The 25790-nt window shown below is 63.5% G+C and carries 20 protein-coding genes; 5 read left to right on the plus strand and 15 right to left on the minus strand.

Annotated features, from left to right (window positions below; genetic code table 11):
• Positions 1-21 precede the first annotated feature (21 nt).
• The 3 genes from treZ to treY are packed head-to-tail and all read left to right on the plus strand — an operon-like array spanning position 22 to position 7000.
• Positions 22-1941 (plus strand): malto-oligosyltrehalose trehalohydrolase, encoded by a 1920-nt coding sequence (gene treZ / locus ACOSV0_RS36060; protein WP_434112758.1) that lies wholly within the window; start codon positions 22-24, stop codon positions 1939-1941.
• The gene (gene malQ / locus ACOSV0_RS36065; RefSeq protein WP_434112760.1) at positions 1938-4142 is read left to right on the plus strand and encodes a 4-alpha-glucanotransferase; all 2205 of its coding nucleotides are present in this window, start codon (positions 1938-1940) and stop codon (positions 4140-4142) included. The genes treZ and malQ overlap by 4 nt, the downstream gene beginning before the upstream one ends.
• The gene (treY, locus tag ACOSV0_RS36070; RefSeq protein ID WP_434112762.1) at positions 4139-7000 is read left to right on the plus strand and encodes a malto-oligosyltrehalose synthase; all 2862 of its coding nucleotides are present in this window, start codon (positions 4139-4141) and stop codon (positions 6998-7000) included. Before malQ ends, treY begins: the two co-directional genes overlap by 4 nt.
• Before the next feature lie 16 nt (positions 7001-7016).
• On the opposite strand, the gene ACOSV0_RS36075 is transcribed toward treY, so the two are convergent.
• The 3 genes from ACOSV0_RS36075 to ACOSV0_RS36085 form a co-directional block, all read right to left on the minus strand.
• The gene (locus tag ACOSV0_RS36075; protein WP_434112763.1) at positions 7017-7739 is read right to left on the minus strand and encodes a sulfite exporter TauE/SafE family protein; all 723 of its coding nucleotides are present in this window, start codon (positions 7737-7739) and stop codon (positions 7017-7019) included.
• A gap of 80 nt (positions 7740-7819) precedes the next feature.
• A complete protein-coding gene (locus tag ACOSV0_RS36080) occupies positions 7820-9163 on the minus strand; it encodes a hemolysin family protein (protein ID WP_434112765.1) in 1344 nt (447 codons plus the stop codon).
• Between the two features lie 91 nt (positions 9164-9254).
• The gene (locus ACOSV0_RS36085) at positions 9255-10061 is read right to left on the minus strand and encodes a sensor histidine kinase (protein ID WP_434112766.1); all 807 of its coding nucleotides are present in this window, start codon (positions 10059-10061) and stop codon (positions 9255-9257) included.
• 189 nt (positions 10062-10250) lie between these two features.
• Here ACOSV0_RS36085 and ACOSV0_RS36090 point away from each other — a divergent pair, with 189 nt between their 5' ends.
• Entirely contained in the window at positions 10251-10592 is a 342-nt protein-coding gene (locus tag ACOSV0_RS36090; RefSeq protein WP_074770998.1) for an FKBP-type peptidyl-prolyl cis-trans isomerase, read from the plus strand.
• Between the two features lie 33 nt (positions 10593-10625).
• On the plus strand, positions 10626-11405 hold the full coding sequence (locus ACOSV0_RS36095) for a helix-turn-helix domain-containing protein (protein ID WP_434112768.1): 780 nt from the start codon (positions 10626-10628) through the stop codon (positions 11403-11405).
• Positions 11406-11478: 73 nt separating this feature from the next.
• On the opposite strand, the gene ACOSV0_RS36100 is transcribed toward ACOSV0_RS36095, so the two are convergent.
• The 12 genes from ACOSV0_RS36100 to ACOSV0_RS36155 all read right to left on the minus strand — a co-directional run bounded on the left by ACOSV0_RS36100 (position 11479) and on the right by ACOSV0_RS36155 (position 25727).
• Positions 11479-12669 carry an O-succinylhomoserine sulfhydrylase gene (locus ACOSV0_RS36100; RefSeq protein ID WP_434112770.1) on the minus strand — a complete coding sequence of 397 codons (1191 nt, stop codon included), beginning with the start codon at positions 12667-12669 and terminating at the stop codon, positions 11479-11481.
• A 305-nt stretch (positions 12670-12974) separates the two neighbouring features.
• The gene (gene purF / locus ACOSV0_RS36105) at positions 12975-14522 is read right to left on the minus strand and encodes an amidophosphoribosyltransferase (RefSeq protein ID WP_175049736.1); all 1548 of its coding nucleotides are present in this window, start codon (positions 14520-14522) and stop codon (positions 12975-12977) included.
• A gap of 133 nt (positions 14523-14655) precedes the next feature.
• Positions 14656-15150 carry a CvpA family protein gene (locus ACOSV0_RS36110; protein ID WP_434112772.1) on the minus strand — a complete coding sequence of 165 codons (495 nt, stop codon included), beginning with the start codon at positions 15148-15150 and terminating at the stop codon, positions 14656-14658.
• Between the two features lie 7 nt (positions 15151-15157).
• Positions 15158-16066 carry an SPOR domain-containing protein gene (locus ACOSV0_RS36115; RefSeq protein ID WP_434112774.1) on the minus strand — a complete coding sequence of 303 codons (909 nt, stop codon included), beginning with the start codon at positions 16064-16066 and terminating at the stop codon, positions 15158-15160.
• 29 nt (positions 16067-16095) lie between these two features.
• A complete protein-coding gene (gene folC, locus ACOSV0_RS36120) occupies positions 16096-17406 on the minus strand; it encodes a bifunctional tetrahydrofolate synthase/dihydrofolate synthase (RefSeq protein WP_434112776.1) in 1311 nt (436 codons plus the stop codon).
• Positions 17407-17561: 155 nt separating this feature from the next.
• Positions 17562-18434: an acetyl-CoA carboxylase, carboxyltransferase subunit beta gene (gene accD, locus ACOSV0_RS36125; RefSeq protein WP_063498420.1), complete on the minus strand. Its 873-nt coding sequence runs from the start codon at positions 18432-18434 to the stop codon at positions 17562-17564.
• An 81-nt stretch (positions 18435-18515) separates the two neighbouring features.
• A complete protein-coding gene (gene trpA, locus ACOSV0_RS36130) occupies positions 18516-19328 on the minus strand; it encodes a tryptophan synthase subunit alpha (RefSeq protein WP_434112778.1) in 813 nt (270 codons plus the stop codon).
• A gap of 33 nt (positions 19329-19361) precedes the next feature.
• Positions 19362-20279, minus strand: a complete 918-nt coding sequence (locus ACOSV0_RS36135; protein WP_434112781.1) for a DNA-methyltransferase — start codon at positions 20277-20279, stop codon at positions 19362-19364.
• A gap of 11 nt (positions 20280-20290) precedes the next feature.
• A complete protein-coding gene (gene trpB / locus ACOSV0_RS36140; RefSeq protein WP_434112782.1) occupies positions 20291-21484 on the minus strand; it encodes a tryptophan synthase subunit beta in 1194 nt (397 codons plus the stop codon).
• A gap of 60 nt (positions 21485-21544) precedes the next feature.
• The gene (locus ACOSV0_RS36145) at positions 21545-22258 is read right to left on the minus strand and encodes a phosphoribosylanthranilate isomerase (RefSeq protein WP_434112784.1); all 714 of its coding nucleotides are present in this window, start codon (positions 22256-22258) and stop codon (positions 21545-21547) included.
• Positions 22255-23067, minus strand: a complete 813-nt coding sequence (gene truA / locus ACOSV0_RS36150; RefSeq protein WP_434112786.1) for a tRNA pseudouridine(38-40) synthase TruA — start codon at positions 23065-23067, stop codon at positions 22255-22257. Before truA ends, ACOSV0_RS36145 begins: the two co-directional genes overlap by 4 nt.
• Entirely contained in the window at positions 23064-25727 is a 2664-nt protein-coding gene (locus ACOSV0_RS36155) for a FimV/HubP family polar landmark protein (RefSeq protein ID WP_434112788.1), read from the minus strand. The genes truA and ACOSV0_RS36155 overlap by 4 nt, the downstream gene beginning before the upstream one ends.
• Positions 25728-25790: the final 63 nt, after the last annotated feature.

The raw sequence follows: 25790 nt of genomic DNA on the forward strand, positions 1-25790 counted from the left end.
AAAACCGAATGGTGATGAATCATGTCCGAAAGTCCGATTGATCCTCACGCGCATCATCACGCGCATTGCCTGCCGTTCAGCGCGCAGTTGCTGGGCGCTACGGGCGCGAAGCCGCGCACCCGCTTCCGTTTCTGGGCGCCTTCGTGCAAGACGGTACAGGTGGAAATCGAAAATGGACCGGCCCAGGGCGCGCACGATATGACGGCCGCCGGCAACGGCTGGTTCGAAACAACCGTCGACAGCGGCGCGGGCACGCTGTATCGCTTCCGGCTCGATGAAAAGCACGCGGTGCCCGATCCTGCGTCACGCTTCCAGCCGCAAGACGTGCACGGCCCGAGCGAAGTGATCGACCCGCGTGCATACCGCTGGGAACATACGAACTGGCACGGCCGGCCGTGGGAAGAAACGGTGTTGTACGAGTTGCACGTCGGCGCAATGGGCGGCTATGCGGGCGTGCAGAAACGTTTGCCCGCGCTTGCCGCGCTCGGCGTGACGGCCATCGAATTGATGCCGCTGAACGACTTTCCCGGCCAGCGTAATTGGGGTTATGACGGCGTGCTGCCGTATGCACCCGATTCCACCTACGGCCGCCCCGAGGAACTGAAAGCGCTGATCGACACCGCGCACGGTCTCGGGCTGATGGTGTTTCTCGACGTGGTCTACAATCATTTCGGCCCGGACGGCAACTACCTGCACGAATACGCCCGCTCGTTTTTCCGCGAAGGCACGCACACGCCCTGGGGCCCTGCGATCGATTTCAACCGCAGCGAAGTGAGCGACTTTTTCATCGACAACGCCGTCTACTGGATCAACGAATATCGCATTGACGGCTTGCGTTTCGACGCGGTTCACGCCATCGACAATCATGCATGGCTGCGCGAATTGTCCGACCATATCCGCGCGAAAGTGCAGCACGGGCGGCATGTGCATCTGGTGCTGGAAAACGAGCACAACAGCGCGAGCCTGCTGGACACGCATTTCGACGCGCAGTGGAACGACGACGCGCACAACACGCTGCATGTTCTGCTGACGGGTGAGACGGAAGGCTATTACCACGCGTACGAAGACCAGCCGATCCGCCGCCTTGCACGCGTGCTATCGGAAGGCTTTGCGTATCAGGGTGAGCCGTCGCCGATTCATGACGGGGCGCCGCGCGGCGAAGCGAGCCGGCATCTGCCGCCTACCTCGTTCGTGATGTTCTTGCAGAATCACGATCAGATCGGCAACCGTGCTTTCGGCGAGCGCCTGCGCAAGCTGACGTCGGACGATGCGTTGCGCGCCGCTACCGGTGTGCTGCTGTTGTCACCGCAAATCCCCCTGCTGTTCATGGAGGAGGAATATGGCTCAACCCAGCCGTTTCTGTTTTTCACCGCTTACACCGGCGATCTCGCCGACGCGGTGCGCGAGGGGCGGCGCCGCGAATTCGCCCGCTTTTCCGCGTTCAGCGACGAAAAGCGCCGCGCGCAGATTCCCGATCCGAACGATGTGAAGACCTTTGCGGCATCGTCGCCGCCCGAGCCCGTTCAAGGCCCCGCCGCGGACGACAACGCAAAAGACCGTCTCGACTGGATGCACTTCTATAAATCCGCGCTCGCCGTGCGCGCGAAGCTGATCACGCCGCGCCTGAAACATGCCAAAGCGTGCGGCTCGACCGTGCTCACCGCCGCAAACGGCAAGGACGCCAATGCGCTGGTCGCCCGCTGGAAACTCGGCGACGGCGAAACCTTGTCGATTGCGTTGAATCTCTCGAAGGAGAACGTGGCGTTCCCCGATCTGCCTGCCGGCAAAGTGATTTTCGAAACGCCGCCGCGCGTGCGCGAGCAGGTCGACGCCAGGGTGTTGCCGTCATACGCGTTCGTCGCGTGGCTGACTGGCGACGTCAGCGACTATGCCATCGGCCACGATGCTCGCATCGCGGGCCAACAGGAGCGCCACGCGTGAGTGCTACCCGCCGTTCCAACGATACGATCGTGACCCTTGCCACGCGCGCCGGCTTCGAAGTCGAGTGGCGGGATGCGCACCATACGACGCAGCATGTGCCGGAGAACACGCTCGCCGTGCTGCTCGACCGAATGGGCCTGCCATGCGGCAATGCCACGCAAATCCGCCACAGCGCCGCGGCGCTCGAAGCCGAACTGTCCGGCCGCAAACTCCCGCCGCTGATGACCGCGGAAATCGAACGCGGGATCGCGTTGCCTGCCGCAGCGATCAAGTCCGGCAGTCACTATCGGATCGAACTCGAGAGCGGCTCGATCATCGACGGCCGCTTCACGGCGCCCAAAGGCGAAGAAGCGCTGCTCACGCCGATCGACGAACCCGGCTATCACACGCTGGTCATCAACGAGCAACGCATGACCTTGGCCGTGGCGCCGTCGCGCTGCTATACCGTCGCGGATGCATGGCGTACGCTGCACGACGGCGCCACGGCACAAACGCCGCCGCTGTGGGGCATTGCCGCGCAGTTATACGGCTTGCGCCGCACGGGCGATGGCGGCATCGGCGACTATACGGCTCTCGCGCAAATGGCGATTGAGAGCGCGAAGCGCGGCGCGCATGCGCTCGCCGTGAGTCCGACACATGCGATGTTCAGTGCCGAGCCGAATCGCTTCAGTCCGTATTCGCCCTCGTCGCGCTTGTGGCTGAATGTCACGCACATCGATCCCGCCGCGGTGTTCGGTGCCGACGCCGCGCGTGCCGCGCTCGAGGCCGCGCAGGCTGTTGACGCATGGTCGACACTCGAAAACCTGTCACTCATCGACTGGCCGAACGCGGTCGTGCTGAAGCTGAAGGTTTTGCGTGCGCTGTACGAAAACTTCTGCACGCAGGAACGCGCGCACGACACGCCGCGCGCGCTCGAATTTCATGGCTTCTGCGAACGTGCCGGCCGCGCGCTCGAAGATCACGCGCGTTTCGAAGCGCTGCAGGCCGTGCAGTTGGCACAAGAGGGCGGCAACGGCCATTGGCGCAACTGGCCCGAGGCGTTGCGCGATCCGCGCAGCCCGGAAGTCGAAGCCTTTGCCGAAGCGCATCGGCACGAAGTCGATTTTCATCTGTTTCTGCAATGGCTCGCCGCCAAAGGTTTGTCACACGCACAGCATGCCGCGAGCGATGCGGGGATGGCCGTCGGCCTGATCGCAGACTTAGCCGTTGGATGCGATAGCGCCGGCAGCCATGCATGGTCGTACCGCGACGACATGCTGCAAGGCGTGTCAGTGGGCGCGCCGCCCGATCTGTTCAACCAGGCCGGACAGGCGTGGGGGTTGACCACGTTCTCGCCACGCGCAATGCGCACGCAGGGCTTCTCCGCATTCATCGACATGCTGCGCGCCGCGTTCGCGCATGCGGGCGGCATCCGCATCGATCACATTCTCGGCTTGCGGCGCCTGTGGCTCGTGCCCGAGGGCGAGAGCGCGCGTAACGGCGCCTATCTGCGCTATCCGCTCGAAGATCTGCTGCGGCTGATCGCGCTCGAATCGTGGCGGCATCGCGCGGTTGTGATCGGCGAAGATCTCGGCACCGTGCCGTCCGGTTTTCGCGAGCGGCTCGACGAGCACGGCATCGCCGGCATTCGCGTGCTGTGGTTCGAAGGCGCGGAAGGCGGCAGGGGTTTCAAGCCACCGCAGGCGTGGGACCGCAACGCTGTCGGCACCACCACGACCCACGATCTGCCGACCGTGGCAGGATGGTGGCGCGGCAGCGACATCACGTGGCGCAACCGGATCGGTCAGACGTTGGCGCGCGCCGATGGCCGCGACGCGGAAGAAGTAGCGCAAGAAGAGCGCGCCGCCGATCGCGCGCTGTTATGGCAAGCGTTCCAGCAAGCCGGCGTCGCCGCATCGGAGGTGGCCGCGCCGCCGCCCGACGAGGCGCCGGTGGATGAAGCGCTCGCCTTCGTCGCCGCGACGCCCGGGCCGCTCGTCACCTTCCCGCTCGAAGATCTGCTCGCACTGGTCGAGCAGCCGAATCTGCCCGGCTCGATCGACGAGCATCCGAACTGGCGCCGCCGTGTCACCTTGCCGATCGACGAACTGTTCAGGGACGACACTTTCAGCGACCGCCTGCTGGCCGTCGACCGCGTGCGCCGTGGCGCAGCCGTTCCCGCTTCTCCTGCTAACACTTCTTCGGAGCCTGATACGCCATGACCGTCCCGCGCTCCACGCTTCGCCTCCAGTTCCATCGAGGCTTTACCTTCGACGATGCCGCAAAGCATGTCGACTACTTCGCCGCGCTCGGCATCAGCCACGTGTACGCCTCGCCCATCACTACCGCCGAGCCGGGCTCGATGCACGGCTACGACACCGTCGACTACACCCAGGTCAACGCCGAATGCGGCGGCGAGGCGGGCCTGAAACGCCTCGTCGATAAACTGCACGCGCACAACATGGGGCTGATCGTCGACGTGGTGCCGAACCATATGGGCGTCGGCGGCTCGAGCAACGCGTGGTGGCTCGACATCCTCGAATGGGGCCGGCACAGTACGTACGCGCGTCATTTCGACGTCGACTGGCATTCGCCCGATCCGGCCTTGCGCGGCAAGGTGCTGGCGCCGACACTCGGCGCGCCGTATGGCGACGAACTTGCGGCAGGCCGGATTGCGCTGCATTTTGCGGCCGACAGTGGGCGCTTTTACATCGGCTATGGGCCGCATATGTTTCCGGTGTGCCCAATCGACTATGCGTCGATTCTGCAAAGCGCCGAGCGCGCCGATCTCAGCGCACTGGCCGAACGCTTCCAGGGCCTGACGACGCAGCCCACCGATCACCCGCGCGCCGCCGAAGGCCGCGACATACTGCGCGAGTTCGTCGCACAAAACGGCGCCTCGGCGATCGACCTGGTGCTGGAAGCCTATTCACCCGAAGATCCGGTGACGCGCGACCGTTTGCATCGGCTGATCGAGCGGCAGCACTTCCGTCTCGCGTGGTGGCGCACGGCTTCTGACGAAGTGAACTGGCGGCGTTTCTTCGACATCTCGACGCTGGCCGGCACGCGGGTGGAACGGCCCGAAGTGTTCGAGGCCGTGCATGCGCTGGTTTTTCGTCTGTATCAGGAAGGCGTGGTGGACGGTTTGCGGATCGACCACGTGGACGGCCTGGCTGAGCCGCGTGAATACTGTCAACGTCTGCGGCAGCGTCTTACCGAATTGCGCGACACCGCGCCGTATGTCGTCGTCGAAAAAATTCTCGGCCGCGACGAGCCGCTGCGCGACGACTGGCCCGTGGACGGCACGACCGGCTACGATTTCATGAACGACGTGGGCGCGCTGCTGCACGATCCGGCCGGCGCCGAGCCGCTCGCGCAGACGTGGGCCGAACTCACCGGCCGCAGTCCGCGTTTCGCCGACGAAGCCTTGGCCGCGCGGCGCAAGATCCTCGCGGAGAATCTCTCGGCGGAACTGGACCGCGCGGCGCGCGCGTTGCATCGCATTGCCCGCGATTCGCTGACAACGCGCGATTTCACCTTCACCACGCTGCGGCGTGTGCTGAGTGAACTGGTTGTGCATTTTCCTGTGTATCGGATCTATCCGCAGAACGGGCTGCGCGGAGCCGCCGATAACGTGTATTTCGAACAGGCGCTCGCAGGCGCCAGAGAGACGCTTTCGCGCGCCGATTACGTGGTGCTCGATCGAGTGAACGCGTGGCTTGGCGGGAGTGCCGAAGAAGTACCGAATACCCGCGGCAATCTGCCACCGCAGCAACAGGGTTCGAACGGTGCGCCACCGAGCCATACAGGTTCCTCGCGACGCACCGCGCAGACGCTGTTCTCGCAATTGACAGCGCCGGTCGCCGCGAAGGCGATTGAAGATACCGCGTGCTATCGCTATGGACGTCTGCTGTCGCGCAACGAGGTCGGCTCGGACCCGAGTGAGTTTGCTTTGCCGGTCGAGCAGTTTCATGCGGCGAACCTGGAACGGTCGCGGCGCTTTCCTCACGCGATGCTGGCCACGGCGACGCATGACCACAAGCGTGGCGAAGACGTGCGCGCGCGGCTCGCCGTGTTGAGCGAAATCGCGGATGAATGGAGCGCGAGATTGCGCGCGTGGTCGACATTGAACGCGCCGCATCGGCGTGCGCTCGATGGCAGGCCGATCAGCAGTGTGAGCAAAGACACAAGCTACGACTGGGCGCCGGGCCCCGCCGCCGAAGCAATGCTGTATCAAACCCTGGTGGGCTGCTGGCCGCCGGATTTAAAGCCGGACGACGAAGCGGGTGTCAAGGAGCTGGCCGGGCGCGTCGCGCAATGGCAGTTGAAGGCGCTGCGGGAAGCGAAGCTGCAAACCAACTGGCTTGCACCCGACGAAGCGTATGAAGCCGCCTGCCGCGATTTCCTGTTCGATATCCTCGCGCCGCAGCGGCGCGAGGGCTTCCTGCACGAGTTGTCCGCATTCGTGGCACGGATTGGGCGTGCGGGCGCCCTCAATAGTTTGCAGCAGACGGTGTTACGGCTGGCGTCGCCTGGGATTCCCGATCTTTATCAGGGCACGGAGTTGTGGGACTTCAGTCTGGTCGACCCGGACAATCGCCGGCCTGTCGATTTTGCCAAACGTGAGTCGTGGCTCGCCCAAACGCCGCCGTCGGAGTTTTTGCCGAACTGGCGCGATGGACGCGTGAAGCTCGCGGTGGTGCAGCGCGTGCTGGCGTTGCGCGCGCATTTACCGGAGTTGCTGAGTCAGAGTGCGTATCAGCCGCTTGAGGTGCGCGGCGCGCATGCGTCGAATGTAATCGCGTTTGCACGGCGGCACGGGAATGCATGGGCTGTTGTGATAGCCAGCCGGCTCGCTGCCGGACTGCTCGGTGAAAACGGCGATTTACCGATGATCGATCCGGCCAGATGGGGCGATACGGCAATCGCAATGCCTGCCGATCTGACCGATCGCGCGCTATTCGACTGGTTGAGTCCGGCGGCGCCCAAGGTCGATGAAAGTGGCTTGTTATATCTCCGCGATGCGTTAGGCGCGCTGCCGATCGCCGTGTTGGTAGAGGACGGCGTGCCACGCAGTTGATTCTCGCAACAGCCGCCTATCGCCCTGCCGCCCACAGCAACGAAACGCCTGAAGACAACATCAACCCGTCGACGACAAGTTTGAAAGCCGCAGGGCTCATCCGGACCACAATCAGCCGCGCGGAAAACGACCCGATCATGAGTGCCGAGCCGGTGATCAAGCCGTCGATCACCACATGCAATGGCAATGCGCCGAAATGATTGAAAACCGCGACTTTGGTGCCGTAGACAGCCAGTGAACCAGCGGCTTCGGTCGCGAGAAACGCGCCTTTAACGAGGCCATACGACATAAACACGGGGACCGTAATCGGCCCGGTAGAGACGACGATGCCGGTGAGAAAACCCACCACGCCGCCGATCAGCGAAAGCTGCCAAAGGGAAAATTTGATCGCCCGCCGCGCCAGCCAGCGCCGCGTGGGCACCATCGCGACAAAAAACAGCCCCAACGCAAGTTCGACCGCATGGGGCGGCAACGCAAGAAGCGTCCGCACGCCCAGCGCGGCGCCCGGAACGGCGGTCACACAATAAGCGCCGCAAGCCCGCCAGTCGATCTCGCGCCACCACGCAATGATCTTGCCGAAGTTGCCCATGATCGCGGCGATCGCCATGATCGGCACCGCCTGCTGCGGACCGAACAGCATCACGAGAACGGGCATCAGCATCATCGACGAACCCGTGCCGATTACGCCGCTCAACGTGCCGGCCAGCAAACCGACGCACAGCACCAGCAAATATCCCATCTCGCCCCCAGTGGTATGGGCGACGATTTTACGCGAGCCATGTTTCAGTGGACTTGCGACGGACTCAGCACAGAAGCCGTTCAACCGCCTTCATCGTCGAAGAGCTTCGGATACACGCGCACGAGCACGATCCGCGGCCCCTTCATCTTCTTGACCACCACGTCGAAGCGATCAAATTCAACGCGCTGCCCTTCGGCAGGCAGATCGTTGAGCGCCTGGATCACGAGACCGCCGACCGACTCGGCCTTGCCCTCGTCGATGTCGATTCCCAACGCGCGTTCCAGCGACACCACCGGCAAACTGCCCTTGCCCATCAGCGTGCCGTCGTCCATACGCGTCCAGTCGGCGTCGCCCTGGCGGAATTCGTCGTGAATCTGCCCAACCAGCGCGCCGAGCAGATTGTCCAGCGTCAGAAAGCCGATCGGCTTCGCGTTCTTGTGACCAACCAGCGCGAAGTGCGGCGCGCCCTTGCGGAAGCGGCGAAACAGTTCGAGTGCCGGCATGTCCGGCTTCACATATTGCACGGGCCGCGCATATTTGGAGAGGTCGTCGAGCGTACTGCCCGCGTGCCGCGCCAGCAGCAGATCCTTCAAATGGATCATGCCGGCCACGCGCTCGCCGGACCCGTCTTCGAACAACGGATAGCGGCTGAAGCGGTGCTGCGCCACGACCTGCATGTTTTCGCGCAACGGCAAATCGCGCCGCATACCGACCATTTCATAAGACGGCCGCATCAGATCCGACACGGTCATGCGCGAAAAATCCAGCGAGTGCGCAATCGTGTTCCATTCGTCCTGGCTGTATGCGCCGTCCGCCGAACCGAGCTCAGTCGCGACGTTGGCGCGGCGGCCACGCAGAATCAACTTGAGTTCGTCGGTCGAGTAATGCGAATCGTGGCCGTGGTCCCCGTTGAGGCCCGCGAGCTTCAACACCGCGTTGGCGCTCGTGTTGAGCACCCAGATTGCCGGATACATCGCCCAGTAGAAGCCGTACAGCGGCGTGGCGGCCCACAGCGAAACCTTCTCCGACTCACGAATCGCCAGCGATTTCGGCGCCAGCTCACCCACCACGATGTGCAGGAACGAAATGCACGAGAACGCGAAGAACAGCGAGATGCCGTGAATCAGCTTCTCCGATTCCACGCCAAGCAGGCTGAAGACCGGCGTGAGCAGTTCCGCGAACGCCGGCTCACCGATCCAGCCAAGCCCGAGCGACGCCAGCGTAATGCCAAGCTGACAGGCGGACAGATAGGCGTCGAGCCGCCCGTGCACCTTCGCGAGCAAACGCCCGCGCATGCCGTGTTTGGCGGCAAGGCTCTGCACGCGGGTCTGCCGCAGCTTCACCAGACCGAATTCGGCGGCGACAAAAAAACCGTTGAGGGCAACGAGAAACAACGCACCAATGAGGGCGACAACCTGGATCAAAGCGAAGGGCTCCGGCAACAAAAGTTGTCAGTATAGAGGGTGAAAGCTTGACGAAAGTTAATCGCGCATAGGAACGCGCGACAACCGGCGCTCACGTTGCTGCCGTAGCGCTCAGCGGCACGTGCAACGCGAGCGTAGCCGTTTCGCTGTCAGCCGCGTCGCTTTGCTCGAAACTGCCGCCGTGCGCTTCGGCAACGCGCTTGCACAGCGCGAACACCCACGCAATCCGCTTGGCTTCGCGCGGTTCGAGCGCCTGTTTGCGGGCAAAGGCTTCGAGCAAGTGAGGCACCGAAGGGTCGTCGAGTGCAGCGGCGCTCTGCCTGAAGGTGACGGTGGCGTACCACCGGGTGGCGTCCGCGCGTGCTGCCAGCGTGACTGCGGCGCCCTCCGTGCTCGCTTCGACCGCAAACGTGAGCATCACCCACAGCGCGGCGGCCAGACGCTCACGGTCGCCGTTGAGCTGCCCGGTAGCGAGTTGCGACTCGAGCGTGACCTCGACGCCACGCGCGCGAGCCAGTCCGGAGCGGACTTCTTCGACGGTTTCATCGAGTAGCGGATGCAGCGGAAACGGCGCGCAGGCGAGCGCCAGCGATTTGGTTTCTGCACGCACGGCGTCGACGATCGTTTCCAGCAACTTCACCTGCTGGTCTACGCCGTTGCGAATCCCCGTGACGGCCCGCTGCGAATTGGGATCGTTCGCATCGAGCTTGCGCTCGAGCACATACGCCCAGCTATGGATGGCGTTCAACGGACCACGCAGGTCGTGCGACACCAGCGACAGCGCGTGGTCCCGCATGAACAGCGCGGTCTCCGCGCGCAGGTGTGCGGTGCGTTCGGATACGGCGATGCCGGAAAGAGCCGGCCTTGCGCCGGCGGCCCCGGTGGATGACGTTGTCACGATCGAACCCTCTCAGGCGGTGCATGAAATGTTAAAAGAAGTCCCATTATAGGCAAGCCGCCCAGCGCAATCAGCCTGGCCGGTCGGCTAACGTGGGCGCAAACCGCATGCCACGCGGCAATCCTGGGCGATGCGGCGCCAACACGCCTACAATGTCGGTTTTTACGTTTTTGACCTGAGGAGCGACACATGTCGACAGTTACTACCGAATCCGGCCTGAAATACGAAGACATCGTTGAAGGCAGCGGCGCCGAAGCGGTTGCCGGCAAGACCGTCAGCGTGCACTACACCGGTTGGCTGACCGACGGCCAGAAGTTCGACTCGAGCAAGGACCGCAACGACCCGTTCGCGTTCGTGCTGGGCGGCGGCATGGTCATCAAGGGTTGGGACGAAGGTGTGCAAGGCATGAAGGTCGGCGGCACGCGCAAGCTGACGATTCCGCCGCAACTCGGCTACGGCGTGCGTGGCGCAGGCGGCGTGATTCCGCCGAATGCGACGCTCGTATTCGAAGTCGAACTGCTCGACGTCTAAGTTCTCACTGTTTTGTAATCAGGCGCATTGCCGATGAGTCACGCTGCCGTTACCGCTCCTGGCGTTTCGTTGCGCCGTTATGGCGCGATCGAAGCGTCGGACGTTCACGACTTTCATCAGGTCGTGCTCGGACTCGACGGCGCGATGGTGATGGCGGTAGACGGCGTCGCGCATCAGATCGACGCCGGCTCCGCCTGGCTCATCCCGGCCGGGGCGCGGCACGATTACGCGGGCATCGGCGAAAACCGGCAATTGGTGCTGGATCTGCCGGCCGCCTCGCTGGCCGTGCCGGAACGCCTGTTCGACCGCGCGCGGGCCGTGACTGTGGATGCCTCGCTCACACAACTCGTGCATCGGATTGCGGCGCACGCCACCGGCGGCGCGCAAGGCGACGATCTGGACACACGGCGTTTTCAATGGGATGCAGCCGCACGATTAGGCGCTGCGTTAGTGGCCGATACCGGCACCATGGCCGACGCGCAGGCGTCTGGCGCCGGCCTCGACTTCGCGCGCATCGACCGCTGGCTGCGCGCGCACCTGTCGGAGCCGCTGCGTATCGCCGACCTTGCCGTGCACTGCGGCTTCGGCATGCGGCGCTTTCATCAGCTTTTTATCGACGCCTTCGGCGAAACGCCGCATCGCTACTTACAGCGTCTGCGGCTCGATACGTCTCTTGGCCTGCTATCCGATCCACGCCTTTCGCTCAGCGATATCGCACTGGAAATCGGCTTCGGCGATCAAAGCGCCTACACGCACGCATTCACGCGGCGCTTCGGGCTGGCGCCCGGGCAATGGCGCGCGTTGCGCCATTGAGTTTGTGCAATCCGCGAGCCGCCTGAAGAGGCAGCCCGCGTTTCCTGCTTCCTGCGGCACCTGCCAGGCGTAATTAACCCGCCAACCCGCGCTCCAGATCGCCGCGGATATCGCCGGCGTTTTCCAGACCCACTGCAAGCCGGATCAAGCCTTCGCTGATACCTGCCGCTGCACGCGCCTCAGGCGTCACGCGACCGTGCGTGGTCGTGGCCGGATGCGTGATGGTCGTGCGCGTATCGCCGAGGTTGCCGGTGATCGAGCAGATCTTCGTGCTATCGATCACGCGCCAGGCATTCGCGCGCATCTGCTCAGGCGTATCGCCCTTCAATTCGAACGACAGGATCGCGCCGCCCGCCTTCTGCTGACGCATCGCCAGCGCGTGCTGCGGATGCGATTCGAGGCCTGGGTAGAACACGCGGTTCACGGCCGGATGCGTTTCCAGCCAGCGCGCGATTTCGAGCGCATTCTCCGACTGCTTTTCGACGCGCAGCGACAGCGTTTCCATGCCCTTCAACAGCACCCACGCGTTGAACGCGGACAAGGTCGGCCCGGCGCTACGCACGAACGGGAACACCTTTTCCATGATGAACTGCTTCGAGCCGACCAGCGCGCCGCCGAGCACGCGCCCCTGGCCATCGAGGAACTTGGTGGCCGAATGCATCACCACGTCCGCGCCGAGCTTCAACGGTTGCTGCAACGCCGGGCTGCAGAAACAGTTGTCGACCACGAAGATCGCATTGGCCGCCTTCGCGATCTTGCTGATCGCTTCGATATCGGCGACTTCAGTCAGCGGATTCGAGGGCGTTTCGAGGAAGAACATCTTCGTCTCCGGACGCACGGCGTTTTTCCACGCGTCCAGATCGGTCGGATCGACAAACGTGGTCGTGATGCCGAACTTGCTGAAGATCTGCGAGAACATGCCGAGCGTCGAGCCGAACAGCGCCTGCGAGCTAACCAGATGGTCGCCGGCCTGCAATGTCGACATCACCACCGACATGATCGCGGCCATTCCCGAAGCCGTGGCCATGCACGCTTCACCGCCTTCGAGCGCGGCCAGACGGTCCTGGAACATCGAGACGGTCGGGTTCGTGAAGCGCGAGTAGGTGTAGTTGTCTTCGGAATTCTTGAATTTTTCGGCGGCGTCCGCGGCACTCGCGAAGACGAAGCTCGAGGTCAGGAAAATCGCTTCCGAATGTTCGTTGAAGTCGCTGCGCGCTGTGCCCGAGCGGATTGCCAGCGTATCGAAGTTCAGGGAGTCGTCCATGTTGGTTCTGGTTTCCAATGTTCCATGACTGGGTTCGGCGTTTGCGGCTCACGTTAAACGAGCCCGACAACGTCAAACGGCAGCAACAAAAAAGCCCGCTTTTGCGTCGGCATAAGCGGGCTTCATGTGCGGGGAAAGCTGGAGCGGAGGCGGATGACTGCGGCTTTTCCACCATTCGCTTTAGCTGTTTTGGGTTGCCCCGCGTCCGCAAGCTGAGATCAAATCGACGCAAGCCATCATGCTAACACGCTCGCGGCGTAGCGTGCAGCGGGCCACTGACATGGCCCACCGCACGCGGGCCTTGCTCAACCCACCGACAATTGCAGATGCAGTTGCGAACGCGACGGGCCGCCCTCGGCCGCTTCGCTCGCGGCGTCGCGGTCCGATTGCGAGGACGGTGCGAGACGCGCGGTTTCGATGCGGTCGAGGTATTCCGTGGTGACATCGCCGGTGACGTAGTTGCCGTCGAAGCACGAGGCTTCGAATTCCTTCAGCGCCGGGTTGATATCGCGCACGGCCTGCTTCAGGGCGTCAACGTCCTGATAAACGAGATAGTCCGCGCCGATCATGCGCGCGACTTCATCGTCCGTGCGGCCATGTGCGACCAGTTCACCGCGCGTAGGCATGTCGATACCGTAGACGTTCGGGTACTTCACCGGCGGCGCCGCCGACGCGAAGATCACCTTGTTCGCGCCCGCATCGCGTGCCATCTGCACGATTTCGTGCGAAGTGGTGCCGCGCACGATCGAATCGTCGACGATCAGCACGTTCTTGCCCTTGAACTCGATGCCCATGGCGTTCAGCTTCTGGCGCACGGACTTCTTGCGCATCGCCTGGCCCGGCATGATAAAGGTGCGGCCCACGTAACGGTTCTTGAAGAAGCCCTCGCGATACTCCACACCCAGTTTCTTCGCGACCTGCATCGCGGCCGGGCGGGACGAATCGGGAATCGGCATCACGACGTCGATTGGAACGTCGGGCAATTCGCGCTTGATCTTCTCGGCAAGGTAATCGCCCATGCGCAGACGCACGTTGTAGACCGGCACGCCGTCGAGCACCGAGTCCGGACGCGCGAGGTACACGAGTTCGAAAATGCACGGGTTCAGGCTCGGATTCGTCGCGCATTGCTGCGAGTGCAAATTGCCCTCGAGGTCGATGAAAATCGCTTCGCCCGGCGCGATGTCACGCACAAATTCGAAACCGATACCTTCGATCGCAACCGATTCCGACGCCAGGATCCACTCGACGCCTTCCGGCGTTTCCTGCTTGCCGAGGCACAGCGGGCGAATGCCGAACGGGTCACGGAAGCCGAGCAAGCCGTAGCCGGCAATCAGCGACACGATCGCGTACGAACCCCGCACCCGGCGATGCACGCCCGAGACCGCCTTGAACAGCGCCGCCGGATCGAGTTGCAGGCTCGAACTGGACAGCTGCAATTCGTGCGCGAGCACGTTGAGCATCACTTCGGTGTCGGAGTTGGTATTGATGTGGCGGCGATCGATGCGGAACATCTCATCTTTCAATTGCTGCCAATTGGTCAGATTGCCGTTGTGCGCGAGGATAATGCCGAACGGCGCGTTCACGTAGAACGGCTGGGCTTCTTCTTCGCTCGATGCAGACCCGGCCGTCGGGTAACGGACCTGGCCGATACCGGTGGTGCCTGGCAGGCTACGCATGTTGCGCGTGCGGAACACGTCGCGCACCATGCCGTTGGCCTTGTGCATGTGGAAGTTGCTGCCGTTCGCTGTCGCGATGCCGGCGGCGTCCTGACCGCGGTGCTGCAGAAGCAGCAGGCTGTCATAGATCAGCTGATTGACCGGAGAATGGGAAACTACGCCTACGATGCCGCACATGGCATGTCCTTCAAAGGTACGAAATTCGTAACGGCGGCCGGTGCCTGCGATGCTGCGCGAGGGTACGCGACTACGTAGAGGCACCGGATTGCGCCGGAGTCCTGCTGCGCTTCTCTAACCGTTCACCTGATCGTCACACGCGGACGTAGGCGGCGAGCGTCTCGGGAAGCAGCGGTTTCATTACGTGCACGCCCTCGACCGCATAGGGCCGAAGCAAGGCGTTGCGCCAGAATTCCTGTTGGGGCAGTTCGGTCAAGCCAGCAAGGGCGACCAGAATCAGCACCAGAATGACCCCGCGCACGAGGCCGAACATCAAACCGAGCGAGCGGTCCACGCCGCTCAAGCCGGTTGCCTGCACAATGCGGCTCAGCAACGCGTTCAGTACGCTCGCCACCAGCACCACGCCGATCACCACCAGCGCGAACGCCAGAAGCCACTGGGTCAGCGCGCCCCCCGGCCACGTGGCAGGGATAAACGGCACGACATACCCGACAAAGCGGCACGCAATGAAAAACGCCGCGATCCAGCCGATCAGCCCGAACACCTCGGACAAAAACCCGCGCCATGTGCCGCGCAAGGCCGACAAACCGATCACCGCCATTACAGCGTAGTCGAAGGCAGTGAACATCGCTCGCTTACTGTGCAGCGCCGCTGTTCGCGCCCGACGTCAAGCCGGTCTCACGAACCTTCGCAATCGCGGCGCTAGCCGCTGCACGGTCGGCGAACGGGCCGGCGCGCAATAGCGTGAGCGTCGAGCCGTCAGCCTGCTTCCGGTGTTCGGTATATGCGGGCACGCCGGCCGCTTTCAACTTGGTTGCCCAATTACGCGCGTTGGCATCGTTCGCAAATGCGCCGAGCTGGACGGCAAAACGGCTGCCCGGCGGCGATGCCGGCGTGCCGGAATTGGCGTCCGCGCCCGCTGCTGCGGTGTTCGCGCTGTCTTCGCTCGGGGCCGGCGTGTTCGCCGTGCTTTGCGTGGCGGTCGGTTTGGCTGGTTTAGCTGGCGTTTGCGCTGCAGGCGCCGTATTGGCGGCAACGGCGGCGGGCGCTTGCGGCTTCACTGCCGGCCTGGCTGCGGGCGCCGCGCTCGTCGTAGCCGCGCTCTGCTGTTTGGCGGCGCCGGACTGGCCTTGCGTGGCGGCCGTTGTCGGCGCCAGGCTGGACGCGGCTGCCGTGTCAGGCGCTGGATTATCCGGTGCCACACCGGCCTGCGTGTCTTCGTCGGTCTTGGCGACCTTCGGCGCGGGGCGGCTTGGAATGTCGATGGAGATGTCGTCCGTGACCGGCTTTGGATGCGAATCCAGCACCATGGGCAGGATCACCACCGCCGCGACGACCAGCGCGACCGCGCCGACGAGTCTGCGCCGCGCACGCTGCTTTTCAGGCAGCGTAGGGTCGAGCAGCATCGCATCGGCATCCACGGTGCGCTCCGTGCGGCGGGTTCGCCGCTCCACGCGTTCGCCACGGGCGGCCCGGGTGGAACTGGTGTTTGCGCCGCGCCGGGTGGGCGCGTCGTCTTTCTTGCCGAACGAGAAAATTCCCATGAATCGCTTGGTTCGAGCCTGTCGCCCGTTCAGTGTTGCTGCGATTTACGATAGGCCATTACGCCTGCTACCGTATAGAAACTGCCGAAAACCACGATTCTATCATTCTCTGACGCTCGTTTTAGCGCGTCTTGGAAAGCCTCTGCCGGTGTTGCGTAGCGCGTCACGCTGCTGTCGTTGTCATCACTCACGCCCTGCTCGCGCAAGGCCGCTTCGAGTTCCTCCGCCGAAGCCGCACGCGGGGTCGGCAGACCGGTCACGCACCAGTGGTCGATTTCACCCTTCAGGTGGGACAAAACGCCGGCAATATCCTTGTCGCGCATCGCACCGAACACGGCGTAGGTGTACGGGAAAAAGCCCATATTGCCAAGGTTTTGCGTCAACACCGCCGCGGCATGCGGATTGTGACCGACGTCGAGCACAATGGCTGGCTTGCCGGGCAGCACCTGAAAGCGCCCGGGCAGTTCGACGTTAGCGAGGCCGAGCCGGATGTCTTGCGCCGAGACCGGCAACCGGTCGCGCAGCGCTTCAAGACCGGCCAGTGCCGCCGACGTGTTGATCAACTGATTCGCGCCGCGCAATGCCGGATAAGCGAGCGAAGAACGGCGCATTGTTGGACCCACGTAGCTCCATTGCTGGCGCTCGCTGCCTGCCTGCCCTTCGTAACGGAAATCGCGGCCGAACAGCCACAGTTCGGCGCCGATCTTTTCGGCATGATCGATCAATGTTTGCGGCGGCACCGGATCGGCGCAGATCGCCGGCTTACCCGGACGGAAAATGCCGGCTTTTTCGAAGGCAATTTTCTCGCGCGTATCGCCGAGATAATCGGTGTGATCGATATCGATGCTGGTGATGATCGCGCAGTCCGTGTCGAGAACATTGACGGCGTCGAGGCGGCCGCCCAGGCCGACCTCGAAGATCACAGCGTCCAGTCCTCGCGAGGCGAACAGGCTCATGATCGCCAGCGTCGTGAATTCGAAATAGGTCAGCGTAACCGGTTCGGCAAGGCTCAGGCGCGCGGCTTCGACGGCTTCGAAATGCGGCAGCAGGTCCGCGTCGCTCGCCATTTCGCCGTTCACGCGCGCCCGCTCGTTGAACGACAGCAGATGCGGCGACGTATGGCAGCCAACCGTAAAGCCCGCGCGCAGCAAAATCGATTCGAGGATCGCGCAGGTCGAACCCTTGCCGTTGGTGCCGCCGACCGTGATGATCGGGCACGCGAACGACAACTGCATCGCGTCACGTACCTGCGTGATGCGCCCCAATCCCATGTCGATGCCGACCGGATGCGCGGATTCAAGGTGCGTGAGCCACGCGTCGAGGGTGGGGAATGTGGTCATCGAGTGAATCTGTGCTGCGTTGCGAGATCGTGATTATCCCGGAAATGACAGCGCGCCGCTTGATGACTCTCGCGGCGCGCTGGTTTTTTACTGCTTTTTTCTTGACGGCGGCCATGCCTGAACAGGCACGGCGCTGAATCGGACCGCGTTGCGGCTTACGCGACTGCGTCTGCCGGCTGATGGCTCAGGAGCGCCATCAATTGCGCGATCTCTTCACGCAGCTTGCGACGGTCGACGATCATGTCGACCGCGCCCTTGGTCAGCAGGAATTCGGCGCGCTGGAAACCTTCCGGCAGCTTTTCGCGCACGGTTTGTTCGATCACGCGCGGGCCGGCAAAACCGATCAGCGCCTTCGGTTCGGCGATCACCACGTCGCCCAGGAACGCGAAGCTCGCCGACACGCCACCCATGGTCGGATCGGTCAGCACGGAAATGAACGGCAGCTTGGCTTCGGCGAGCCGGGTCAGCATGGCGGTGGTTTTCGCCATTTGCATCAGCGAAAGCAGGCTTTCCTGCATCCGTGCGCCGCCCGAAGCGGTGAAGCAGATAAACGGCACTTTCTGTTCGAGCGCGTTCTGCGCGCCGCGCACGAAACGTTCGCCGACTACCGAACCCATCGAGCCGCCCATGAACGAGAACTCGAAGCACGCAACCACCACCGGCAGCGTGTGGATGGCGCCGCCCATCACGACCATCGCGTCAGTTTCGTCGGTGTCGTCCATCGCCTCTTTCAGACGGTCCGGGTACTTGCGGCTGTCCTTGAACTTGAGCGCGTCGACCGGAACGATTTCCTGGCCGATTTCGTAGCGGCCTTCCGGGTCGAGCAGGCCGTCGAGCCGCTCACGCGCGCCGATGCGCATGTGATGGTCGCACTTCGGGCAAACATGCAGATTGGCCTCGACGTCATTGCGATACAGCACGGCTTCGCAAGACGGGCACTTGATCCACAGGCCTTCCGGAATCCCTTTACGGTTCTTCGGGTCGGTTTGTTTGATTTTCGGCGGCAGCAGCTTATCGAGCCAGCTCATATTGAATCCTTCTGGGTCAACCGGTTGCGCAAACGGCGGGACGAACCCGCCGCTCACACTACAGGAGACAAAAAATAACTGTTATCGGGCAGTCGCGACGCTATCGATCGCCTCGCGCACTTCGGCGATAAAACGCGTGAGCGTCTCAGCGGCGGCTTCGGGGGCCGCTTGTTCGAGCAATTGCACGATACGGCTGCCGATCACGACGGCATCGGAAACTTCCGCCACCGAACGCGCCGTTTGCGCGTCACGGATGCCGAAACCGACGCCCACCGGCAGGGGTACGCGCGACTTGATGGCCGGGATTTTACTCGCGATGCTGGAAACGTCCAGATTTGCTGCGCCGGTCACACCTTTCAACGACACATAATAGACGTAGCCGCTGGCGATCTTGCCGACTTCTGCGATGCGCTCATCCGTGGAAGTGGGCGCGAGCAAAAAAATCGGATCGATGCCAGAAGATCGCATCTGTTCAGCGAAGTTAGCGCATTCTTCGGGCGGATAGTCGACAACCAGTACACCGTCCACACCGGCTTCTTTCGCCGCCTTGGCAAACGCTTCGGTGCCCATGCGCTCGATCGGATTGGCGTAGCCCATCAGCACCACCGGCGTCTTGTCGTCGGTTTCGCGGAAGCGCTTCACATCGGCCAGCACGTGGCGCAACGACACGCCATGCGCCAACGCGCGTTCGGACGATTGCTGGATCACCGGGCCGTCGGCCATCGGGTCGGAAAACGGTACGCCGAGTTCGATCACATCGGCGCCGCCGGCGGCGAGCGCGTGCATGAATTCGACCGTGCGCGCCGGATCCGGGTCGCCGGCCGTCATGAACGGAATCAGGCCTTTCTTACCCTGGGCGGACAACGCAGCAAACGTGTTCTTGATACGGGACATGGAATATTCTCGGATTTTTAAGCTACTGCGCGCTTATTGCGCCTCGGTTTGCTGCTCGGGTTTGGCCGCATTCTTGCGGGTTTTGCGAGCAGCAGTGGGCGCCGACGCGGCCGCGCTAACGCGTTCGCGCGCTATCGCGCAGTAACTTTCATTGATCTCATAGCCGACGAATTCGCGCTGCTGCCGGGCGCAAGCGACTGCGGTGGTGCCGCTGCCCATGAACGGGTCGAGCACGCGCCCGCCCTTCGGACAACTTGCCAGCACCATCCGCTCGACAATTTCCAGGGGCTTCTGGGTCGGATGATCGACGCGTTCGGCGTGTTGCCGATGCAGCCGCGATACCGACCAGACATCCTTCGGATTATAGCCAAGCTCCAGCCACTTGCTGCCTTCGAACAATTTACGCGAACGCGCCTTCTTCGTGACGGCATCGTACGGGATGCGGACGGGATCGAGATCGAAAAAATAATCTTTCGACACCGCGAAAAAGCCGATGTTGTCATGCACCGAGGTGAAACGGCGCACGGTTCCGCCCATGCTCGGCACGCGCCGGTCCCAGATGATTTCATTGATCATCGTGAGTTTTGTCTTCAGGAAACTGAAGATTTCCGGTGCGTACTGCCACGTGCAGAAGATATACAGCGAACCCGACGGCTTGAGTTTCGGAATAGCCAGCTCAAGCCAGCCACGCGTCCAGGTAAGGAAATCCTCGCCGGAACGCATGTCGGAGTCGTTGCCATAATCCTTGCCGAGCCCATAAGGCGGATCGCACAGGATCAGGTCGATCGACCCGTCGGGAATGTTCGCCACATCGGTCAGAAAATCACGGTTCAACAGCCAGATACCGGCGGGCACCTGCGGCAAAAGCAGTGCGGGTGCCTCGACCGCCACGACTTCGGCGGCCGGGGTGGTTTCAAGCGCCGGTTGCGGCTCGTCGAACTCGTCGCGCATCGTCGCGGCGCTCAGAACTGAATGCCCGATCGCTCAGCGACCGTATGCATGTCCTTGTCGCCGCGACCCGACAGATTGACCAGAAGGACCTTGTCCTTCGGCAACGTCGGCGCGAGTTTCGCGGCATAGGCCAGCGCATGGCTGGATTCCAGTGCCGGAATAATGCCTTCGATGCGACAGCAATCGTGGAATGCTTTGAGCGCTTCTTCGTCGGTGATGCTGACATATTGCGCGCGCTTGCTGTCTTTTAGCCACGCATGCTCAGGACCCACGCCCGGGTAGTCCAGACCGGCCGAGATCGAATGGGTTTCCAGGATCTGACCGTTTTCGTCTTGCAGAAGATACGTGCGATTGCCGTGCAGCACGCCCGGCGTGCCGCCGAGCAGCGAGGCCGCATGCCGGCCGGTTTCGATCCCGTCGCCCGCCGGTTCCACGCCGATCAGTTGCACCGAAGTGTCGTCAATGTACGGGTAAAAGATGCCCATCGCATTCGAACCGCCGCCAACGCACGCAATCACGGCATCCGGCTGGCGCCCCACCAGTTCGGGCATCTGCACCTTGCACTCGTCGCCGATCACGCGCTGGAAATCGCGCACCATCATCGGATACGGATGCGGTCCCGCCACCGTGCCGATGATGTAGAACGTGTTTTCAACGTTGGTGACCCAGTCGCGCATCGCTTCATTGAGCGCGTCCTTCAGCGTGCGCGAGCCGGACGACACGGGCACGACGGTCGCACCGAGCAGCTTCATCCGGTAGACGTTGGCAGCCTGGCGGCGCACGTCTTCCTCGCCCATGTAGACCACGCATTCCATGCCGAAGCGCGCCGCGATGGTCGCGGTCGCCACGCCGTGCTGGCCCGCGCCGGTTTCCGCGATCACGCGCGGCTTACCCATGCGTTTCGCGAGCAGCGCCTGGCCGATCACGTTATTGATCTTGTGCGCGCCAGTGTGATTCAGGTCTTCACGCTTGAGGAAGACCTGCGCGCCGCCGAGCATTTCGCTCCAGCGCTGTGCGTGATAAATCGGGGACGGACGACCCACAAAGTACTTCAATTCGCGCTCATATTCGGCGACGAATTCGGGGTCTTTCTGATATTTCTCGTACGCGGCACGCAGCTCGTTGAGTGCGTGAACCAGCGTTTCGGCGACGAACACGCCGCCATACTGGCCGAAATGGCCTCTTTCGTCAGGCAAGTTATACATGGTGATCACTCTTCTCAGTGTGGCGCACGGTTTTCATAAGATGAAACCCCGCCGCCTGAATCATTCGGCGTCTGCCGCGCGCACTGCGCGTACGAACGCCGCCATCCGGGCGTGATCTTTCACGCCCCTGGCGCCCGGCACTTCGATGCCGCTCGAGACATCGACCGCGTACGGGCGCACGCGATGGATCGCATCACTGACGTTTTGCGCGTTCAACCCACCACTCAAAACGGCCCGACGCGCGAGCTCTGCTGGAATAAGTGACCAATCGAAAACCTTCCCGCCGCCGCCATAGCCTTCGACATGGGTGTCGAACAGAAGGCCGCTGGCTGCTGAATAGTTAAGCGCTGATTTTACCAAATCTGCCGGTTGAGTATCCGCTCCGACTCGCAAGGCGCGCAACCAAGGCAAACCCGCAAAGCTGGCGAGGGATTCGCACTGCTCCGCGGTCTCGTCGCCGTGGAACTGCAGCAGCGTAAGTCCGACATTGCTGGCGACTTCGCGAATCCAGTCCGGCGTTGCGTTCACGAACAAGCCGACTACCGACACGAACGGCGGCACATCATGCACCAGCTCGACCGCCTGCGCGACGCTCACCGAACGCGGGCTCGGCGGATAGAACACGAGGCCGATCGCATCGGCGCCGAGGTCGATCGCCAGCGACACGTCTTCCGGTTTCGACAGTCCGCACAACTTGATGCGCGTGCGATGCGGTGCGGCTTGCTGTTGTGCGCCGGCGTTAGCTTCGGCGGCCAGATTTTCGGTTGATTTCATGTTTGCGCTTGCTCGGTCCATACGGTGCTCCACGGCACGCTGCCAATCTGCGGCGCGGGCACGGCGAATTGCTCAGGATAGCCCACCTGCGCCAGATACAGGCCGTCAGGCATGAAAGTCGGCGCGGCACAGTCGCGATCGCGGCTGGCGAGCACCTCAGCCATCCATTCGGCCGGATGGCGTCCCCGGCCGATATCGACGAGACAGCCCATCAGGTTGCGCACCATATGGTGCAGGAACGCGTTCGCCCGAAAACGGAAATGAACGAAGTTGCCCTGTTGCCGAATGTCGATCTGATACAGATGTTTGACCGGCGTTTTCGCCTGGCATTGCGACGAACGGAACGCCGAAAAATCGTGTTCGCCGATCAGGTGGGCCGTTGCCGTCCGCATAGCATCGACGTCGAGCGGCGTATGAACCCAGCCGGCCCGCGTATCCTGCATCGGCGAACGGAACGGATGGACGTACAGGACGTAGTAGTAGGTCCGCTCGAACGCAGAAAACCGCGCGTGGAATTCGTCGGGCATCGGCTTGGCCCACTGCACGGCGATCGTCTTCGGCAGAAAGGCGTTAGTGCCGCGGATCCATGAAAAGTCCGTGCGGTCGAGTTCAGTGTCGAAATGCACGACCTGGCCGAGGCCGTGTACGCCCGTGTCCGTGCGGCCCGCCACAACAGTTTGCACGGGCGTTTGCGCGAACTCGCGCAACGCCCGTTCGAGCTCGTCCTGCACGGTCTTGCCATGCGGCTGCGACTGCCAGCCGCAGAATGCCGAGCCGTCGTACTGAACGCCTAGTGCAATACGCTTCACGACAACGGCGCGAGCGTCGAGAGCAGCGCGCGGGCATCGGCGCGCGTGCCCGGATCGTTCGCTTCGATCACTTCGTTAATGAGCGTGCGCGCGCCCGACAGATCGCCGAGGTCGATATATTCGGCGGCCAGATCGAGTTTGTTGCGGGCGATGCGAACGAGATCGGCCTGCGTGAAGGCCGGCAACGGCTGAGCCGGGCTCGGCGGCAACTCGAGGTCGAAATCCAGCTTCAGCGCGCCGAAGCCCGCGGCGCCCAGGCCGGCAACGGCTGCATGGCCCGCGGTGCCGGCAGCAATTTCATCGGCGATGTGCGGGGCGTCGTCCGGATCGTGCGGCGTCACGGCTTGCTGCGCCGTGGTTTCCGGGGACGCAACCGGCTGTGCTGCCTGCGGCGCGGGCGTGCTCACCGCTGCGTCGGTCGATTCGACGCGCGGCGGCAATGACATGTCGAGACTACTGAATGCATCGACTGCGTCGCGCGGAAACCCGGTCGGGATGAACGGCGCGGGTGTCTCGGGCACCGGATGCGCCGGCGTGTCGGCGTGCGCTTGCCCGAACGGCGAAGTCGGAGACGGCTCGACCTGCTGTTGCGCGAAATCGATGACTGGTGGCGGGGTGTCGAGATGATGCTGCGGCTCGGCAGCAGGCTCATTCGTCGACTCTGCCAACGGCACGGCCGGCGCGCTCGATGCCGGTTCGTCCTCCCATTGCAGACGGTGCGGCGGCACCTCTTGCTGGAAAGTTTCGCTGACCGGTTCAAGCGGCGTCAGCGGCAAAGCTTCAGCACCGAGTTCCGCGGCGGCGGCAAGGCTCGCGGCCGTGGTCGCTTCGTCGAGATTTTCGTGATGGGCTGTGGGAAGCGGTTCGGACGTGGGAACGCTTTGGCCGATCGATTCGGTGTCCGGGCTCGGTTGCGCTGCTTCGAGCGGCGCGGGCGTCGGGTGGATTTCCTGCGATGCGTGTTGGAACGCATCGTGGTCTTGTGTGGGCAAGCCTGCGTGCGGTTGGTGAGCGGCGGCTTCGTGTTCTGCTGCAGCGCGTTGTGCTGCTGCGTGTTCTTCTGCGGCGCGCTCAGCCGCGGCTTGGTCCGCCTTCGCGCTTTCGGCTGCTGCGCGCTCCGCAGCGGCATGCAGCGCAGCTGCGCGTTCGGCTTCTGCGTTTTCTACCGCAACGCGCTCCGCTTCTGCACGTTCCGCCGCCAGACGTTCGGTCGCCGCGCGCTCTGCATTTTCTCGTTCTGCTGCCTCACGCGCCGCCGTTTCCCGCGCGGCCGCCGCGCGAATTTCCGCTTCGCGCTCTGCTGCCACGCGTTCCGCCACTTCTCGCGCTGCGGCTTCCCGAGCTACCGTTTCCCGAGCTGCCGCTTCTCGCTCCTCAGTCTCGCGTTCAGCCGCCGCCAGCGCTACTGCCGCGTCCTCGCTAGCATCCGATGCTTCGCCCGCCGGAATCTGTTCGGACGTCGATACGGCATCCGGTGGCGTCCCAGCGGCTCGCGCGGAAGCCGCCGCTGCGTCCGCTGCCAGCGAGCCTCCAGTCGCCGCAACCCCGACGCGCTTACGCCGACGCAGACGCAAAGCCGCCAGCAGCACGACCAATGCCGCACCGATCGCCGCCGCCACGTTCAAATTCGTCTGTGAGATGCCAGCATCGTTCGATGTGGAAATCGCCGCGCCGCCATGACCGGAAACGGCCGCCGCAGACGAAACGCCGGCAGCCGGCTGCGCACCGCGCGTCGAAGGCGTGACCGTCGCGGCCGGCGCACCGCCGATACCATGTTTCTGCAACTCCATCAGCACGCGGTTTTTCAGCGCAAGCAATTGCTGCAAGCTGGACACCTGCGCACGCGGCTGCGATGCCGACTGTGCAGCGGCCGCCACTGAAGCGCTTGCCGTAACAGACGCCGACGCGCCTTCCGCAGGTTCGCTGGCCGAGGGCTGGATCGCACCCGACCAGACATGTGTACCGCTGGCTGGCAGCGCGCCCGCCGCCTGTGAGCCCGCTACGGGCGCCGCCGGGACCGCGCCGGCCGCCGTTGTGCTACCCGGCGTTGCCGGGCTTGCCTCAGCCGGCGAACTGGCCGTCCCTGACACCGCAGGCGTAGCCGGCGCGACAGCGCGAGCCGCTGCGCTTGCCACGCTCGCCGCAGCGGCATTGACCTGCGCCACGCCGCTCGCGGCACCGACCGCAGCCCCGGCCGCCGTCGCATTCGGCGCCGAAGCAGCCGCAGCCGTAGCGCCCGACGATGCGGCAGATGCAGACCCCGCAACCGGTGCAGACGCCGCCAGCGCACCGGACGCATCCAGCGCCGGGATCGTCAACAGCGCGCCTATGCGCATCCGGCTCGGATCATGACTCATGAAGGCATTCGGATTCGCATCGAACAGTGCGCGCGAAGCACGTGCGAGCGTTCCCCGGTCGTGCGATTGCGTGACGGCAATCGCCACGTCGTTCAACGACTGCCCGGGCCGCACCGTATATTGACTCCCGGCGGCGTAAGAAACGGAGGCGCCCTCCGGCGCGCTCGCGGCATCGCCCGGCGCCGCCACTGCGCTACCCACACCGGCGCCCGCCAGCGCGAACGCCAAAGCCGCTGCGGCCGTCAACCGGCCCAAACCTTGATGTATAAACATAGCCCGAAGGGAAGTGAATCGAAGGTTCATCGGGACTCCTGGCGCATCAGCACGCAGCCCTTTTTTGCGGTTGGAAAGAGACAAGATAATCGG

Origin of the sequence: Paraburkholderia caffeinilytica, assembly GCF_051027425.1 — a bacterium.
Taxonomy (GTDB): Bacteria; Pseudomonadota; Gammaproteobacteria; order Burkholderiales; family Burkholderiaceae; genus Paraburkholderia; species Paraburkholderia caffeinilytica_A.

Bases quoted from the DNA above. Each gene is read 5' to 3' on its own strand.
- ACOSV0_RS36100 (WP_434112770.1), bottom strand. From the start codon at position 12,669: ATGGACGACTCCCTGAACTTCGATACGCTGGCAATCCGCTCGGGCACA.
- accD (WP_063498420.1), bottom strand. From the start codon at position 18,434: ATGAGCTGGCTCGATAAGCTGCTGCCGCCGAAAATCAAACAAACCGAC.
- ACOSV0_RS36155 (WP_434112788.1), bottom strand. From the start codon at position 25,727: ATGAACCTTCGATTCACTTCCCTTCGGGCTATGTTTATACATCAAGGT.
- purF (WP_175049736.1), bottom strand. From the start codon at position 14,522: ATGTGCGGCATCGTAGGCGTAGTTTCCCATTCTCCGGTCAATCAGCTG.
- trpB (WP_434112782.1), bottom strand. From the start codon at position 21,484: ATGTATAACTTGCCTGACGAAAGAGGCCATTTCGGCCAGTATGGCGGC.
- folC (WP_434112776.1), bottom strand. From the start codon at position 17,406: ATGACCACATTCCCCACCCTCGACGCGTGGCTCACGCACCTTGAATCC.
- ACOSV0_RS36135 (WP_434112781.1), bottom strand. From the start codon at position 20,279: ATGCGCGACGAGTTCGACGAGCCGCAACCGGCGCTTGAAACCACCCCG.
- ACOSV0_RS36145 (WP_434112784.1), bottom strand. From the start codon at position 22,258: ATGAAATCAACCGAAAATCTGGCCGCCGAAGCTAACGCCGGCGCACAA.
- ACOSV0_RS36075 (WP_434112763.1), bottom strand. From the start codon at position 7,739: ATGGGATATTTGCTGGTGCTGTGCGTCGGTTTGCTGGCCGGCACGTTG.
- ACOSV0_RS36115 (WP_434112774.1), bottom strand. From the start codon at position 16,066: ATGGGAATTTTCTCGTTCGGCAAGAAAGACGACGCGCCCACCCGGCGC.
- trpA (WP_434112778.1), bottom strand. From the start codon at position 19,328: ATGTCCCGTATCAAGAACACGTTTGCTGCGTTGTCCGCCCAGGGTAAG.
- treZ (WP_434112758.1), top strand. From the start codon at position 22: ATGTCCGAAAGTCCGATTGATCCTCACGCGCATCATCACGCGCATTGC.
- ACOSV0_RS36095 (WP_434112768.1), top strand. From the start codon at position 10,626: ATGAGTCACGCTGCCGTTACCGCTCCTGGCGTTTCGTTGCGCCGTTAT.
- ACOSV0_RS36090 (WP_074770998.1), top strand. From the start codon at position 10,251: ATGTCGACAGTTACTACCGAATCCGGCCTGAAATACGAAGACATCGTT.
- treY (WP_434112762.1), top strand. From the start codon at position 4,139: ATGACCGTCCCGCGCTCCACGCTTCGCCTCCAGTTCCATCGAGGCTTT.
- ACOSV0_RS36110 (WP_434112772.1), bottom strand. From the start codon at position 15,150: ATGTTCACTGCCTTCGACTACGCTGTAATGGCGGTGATCGGTTTGTCG.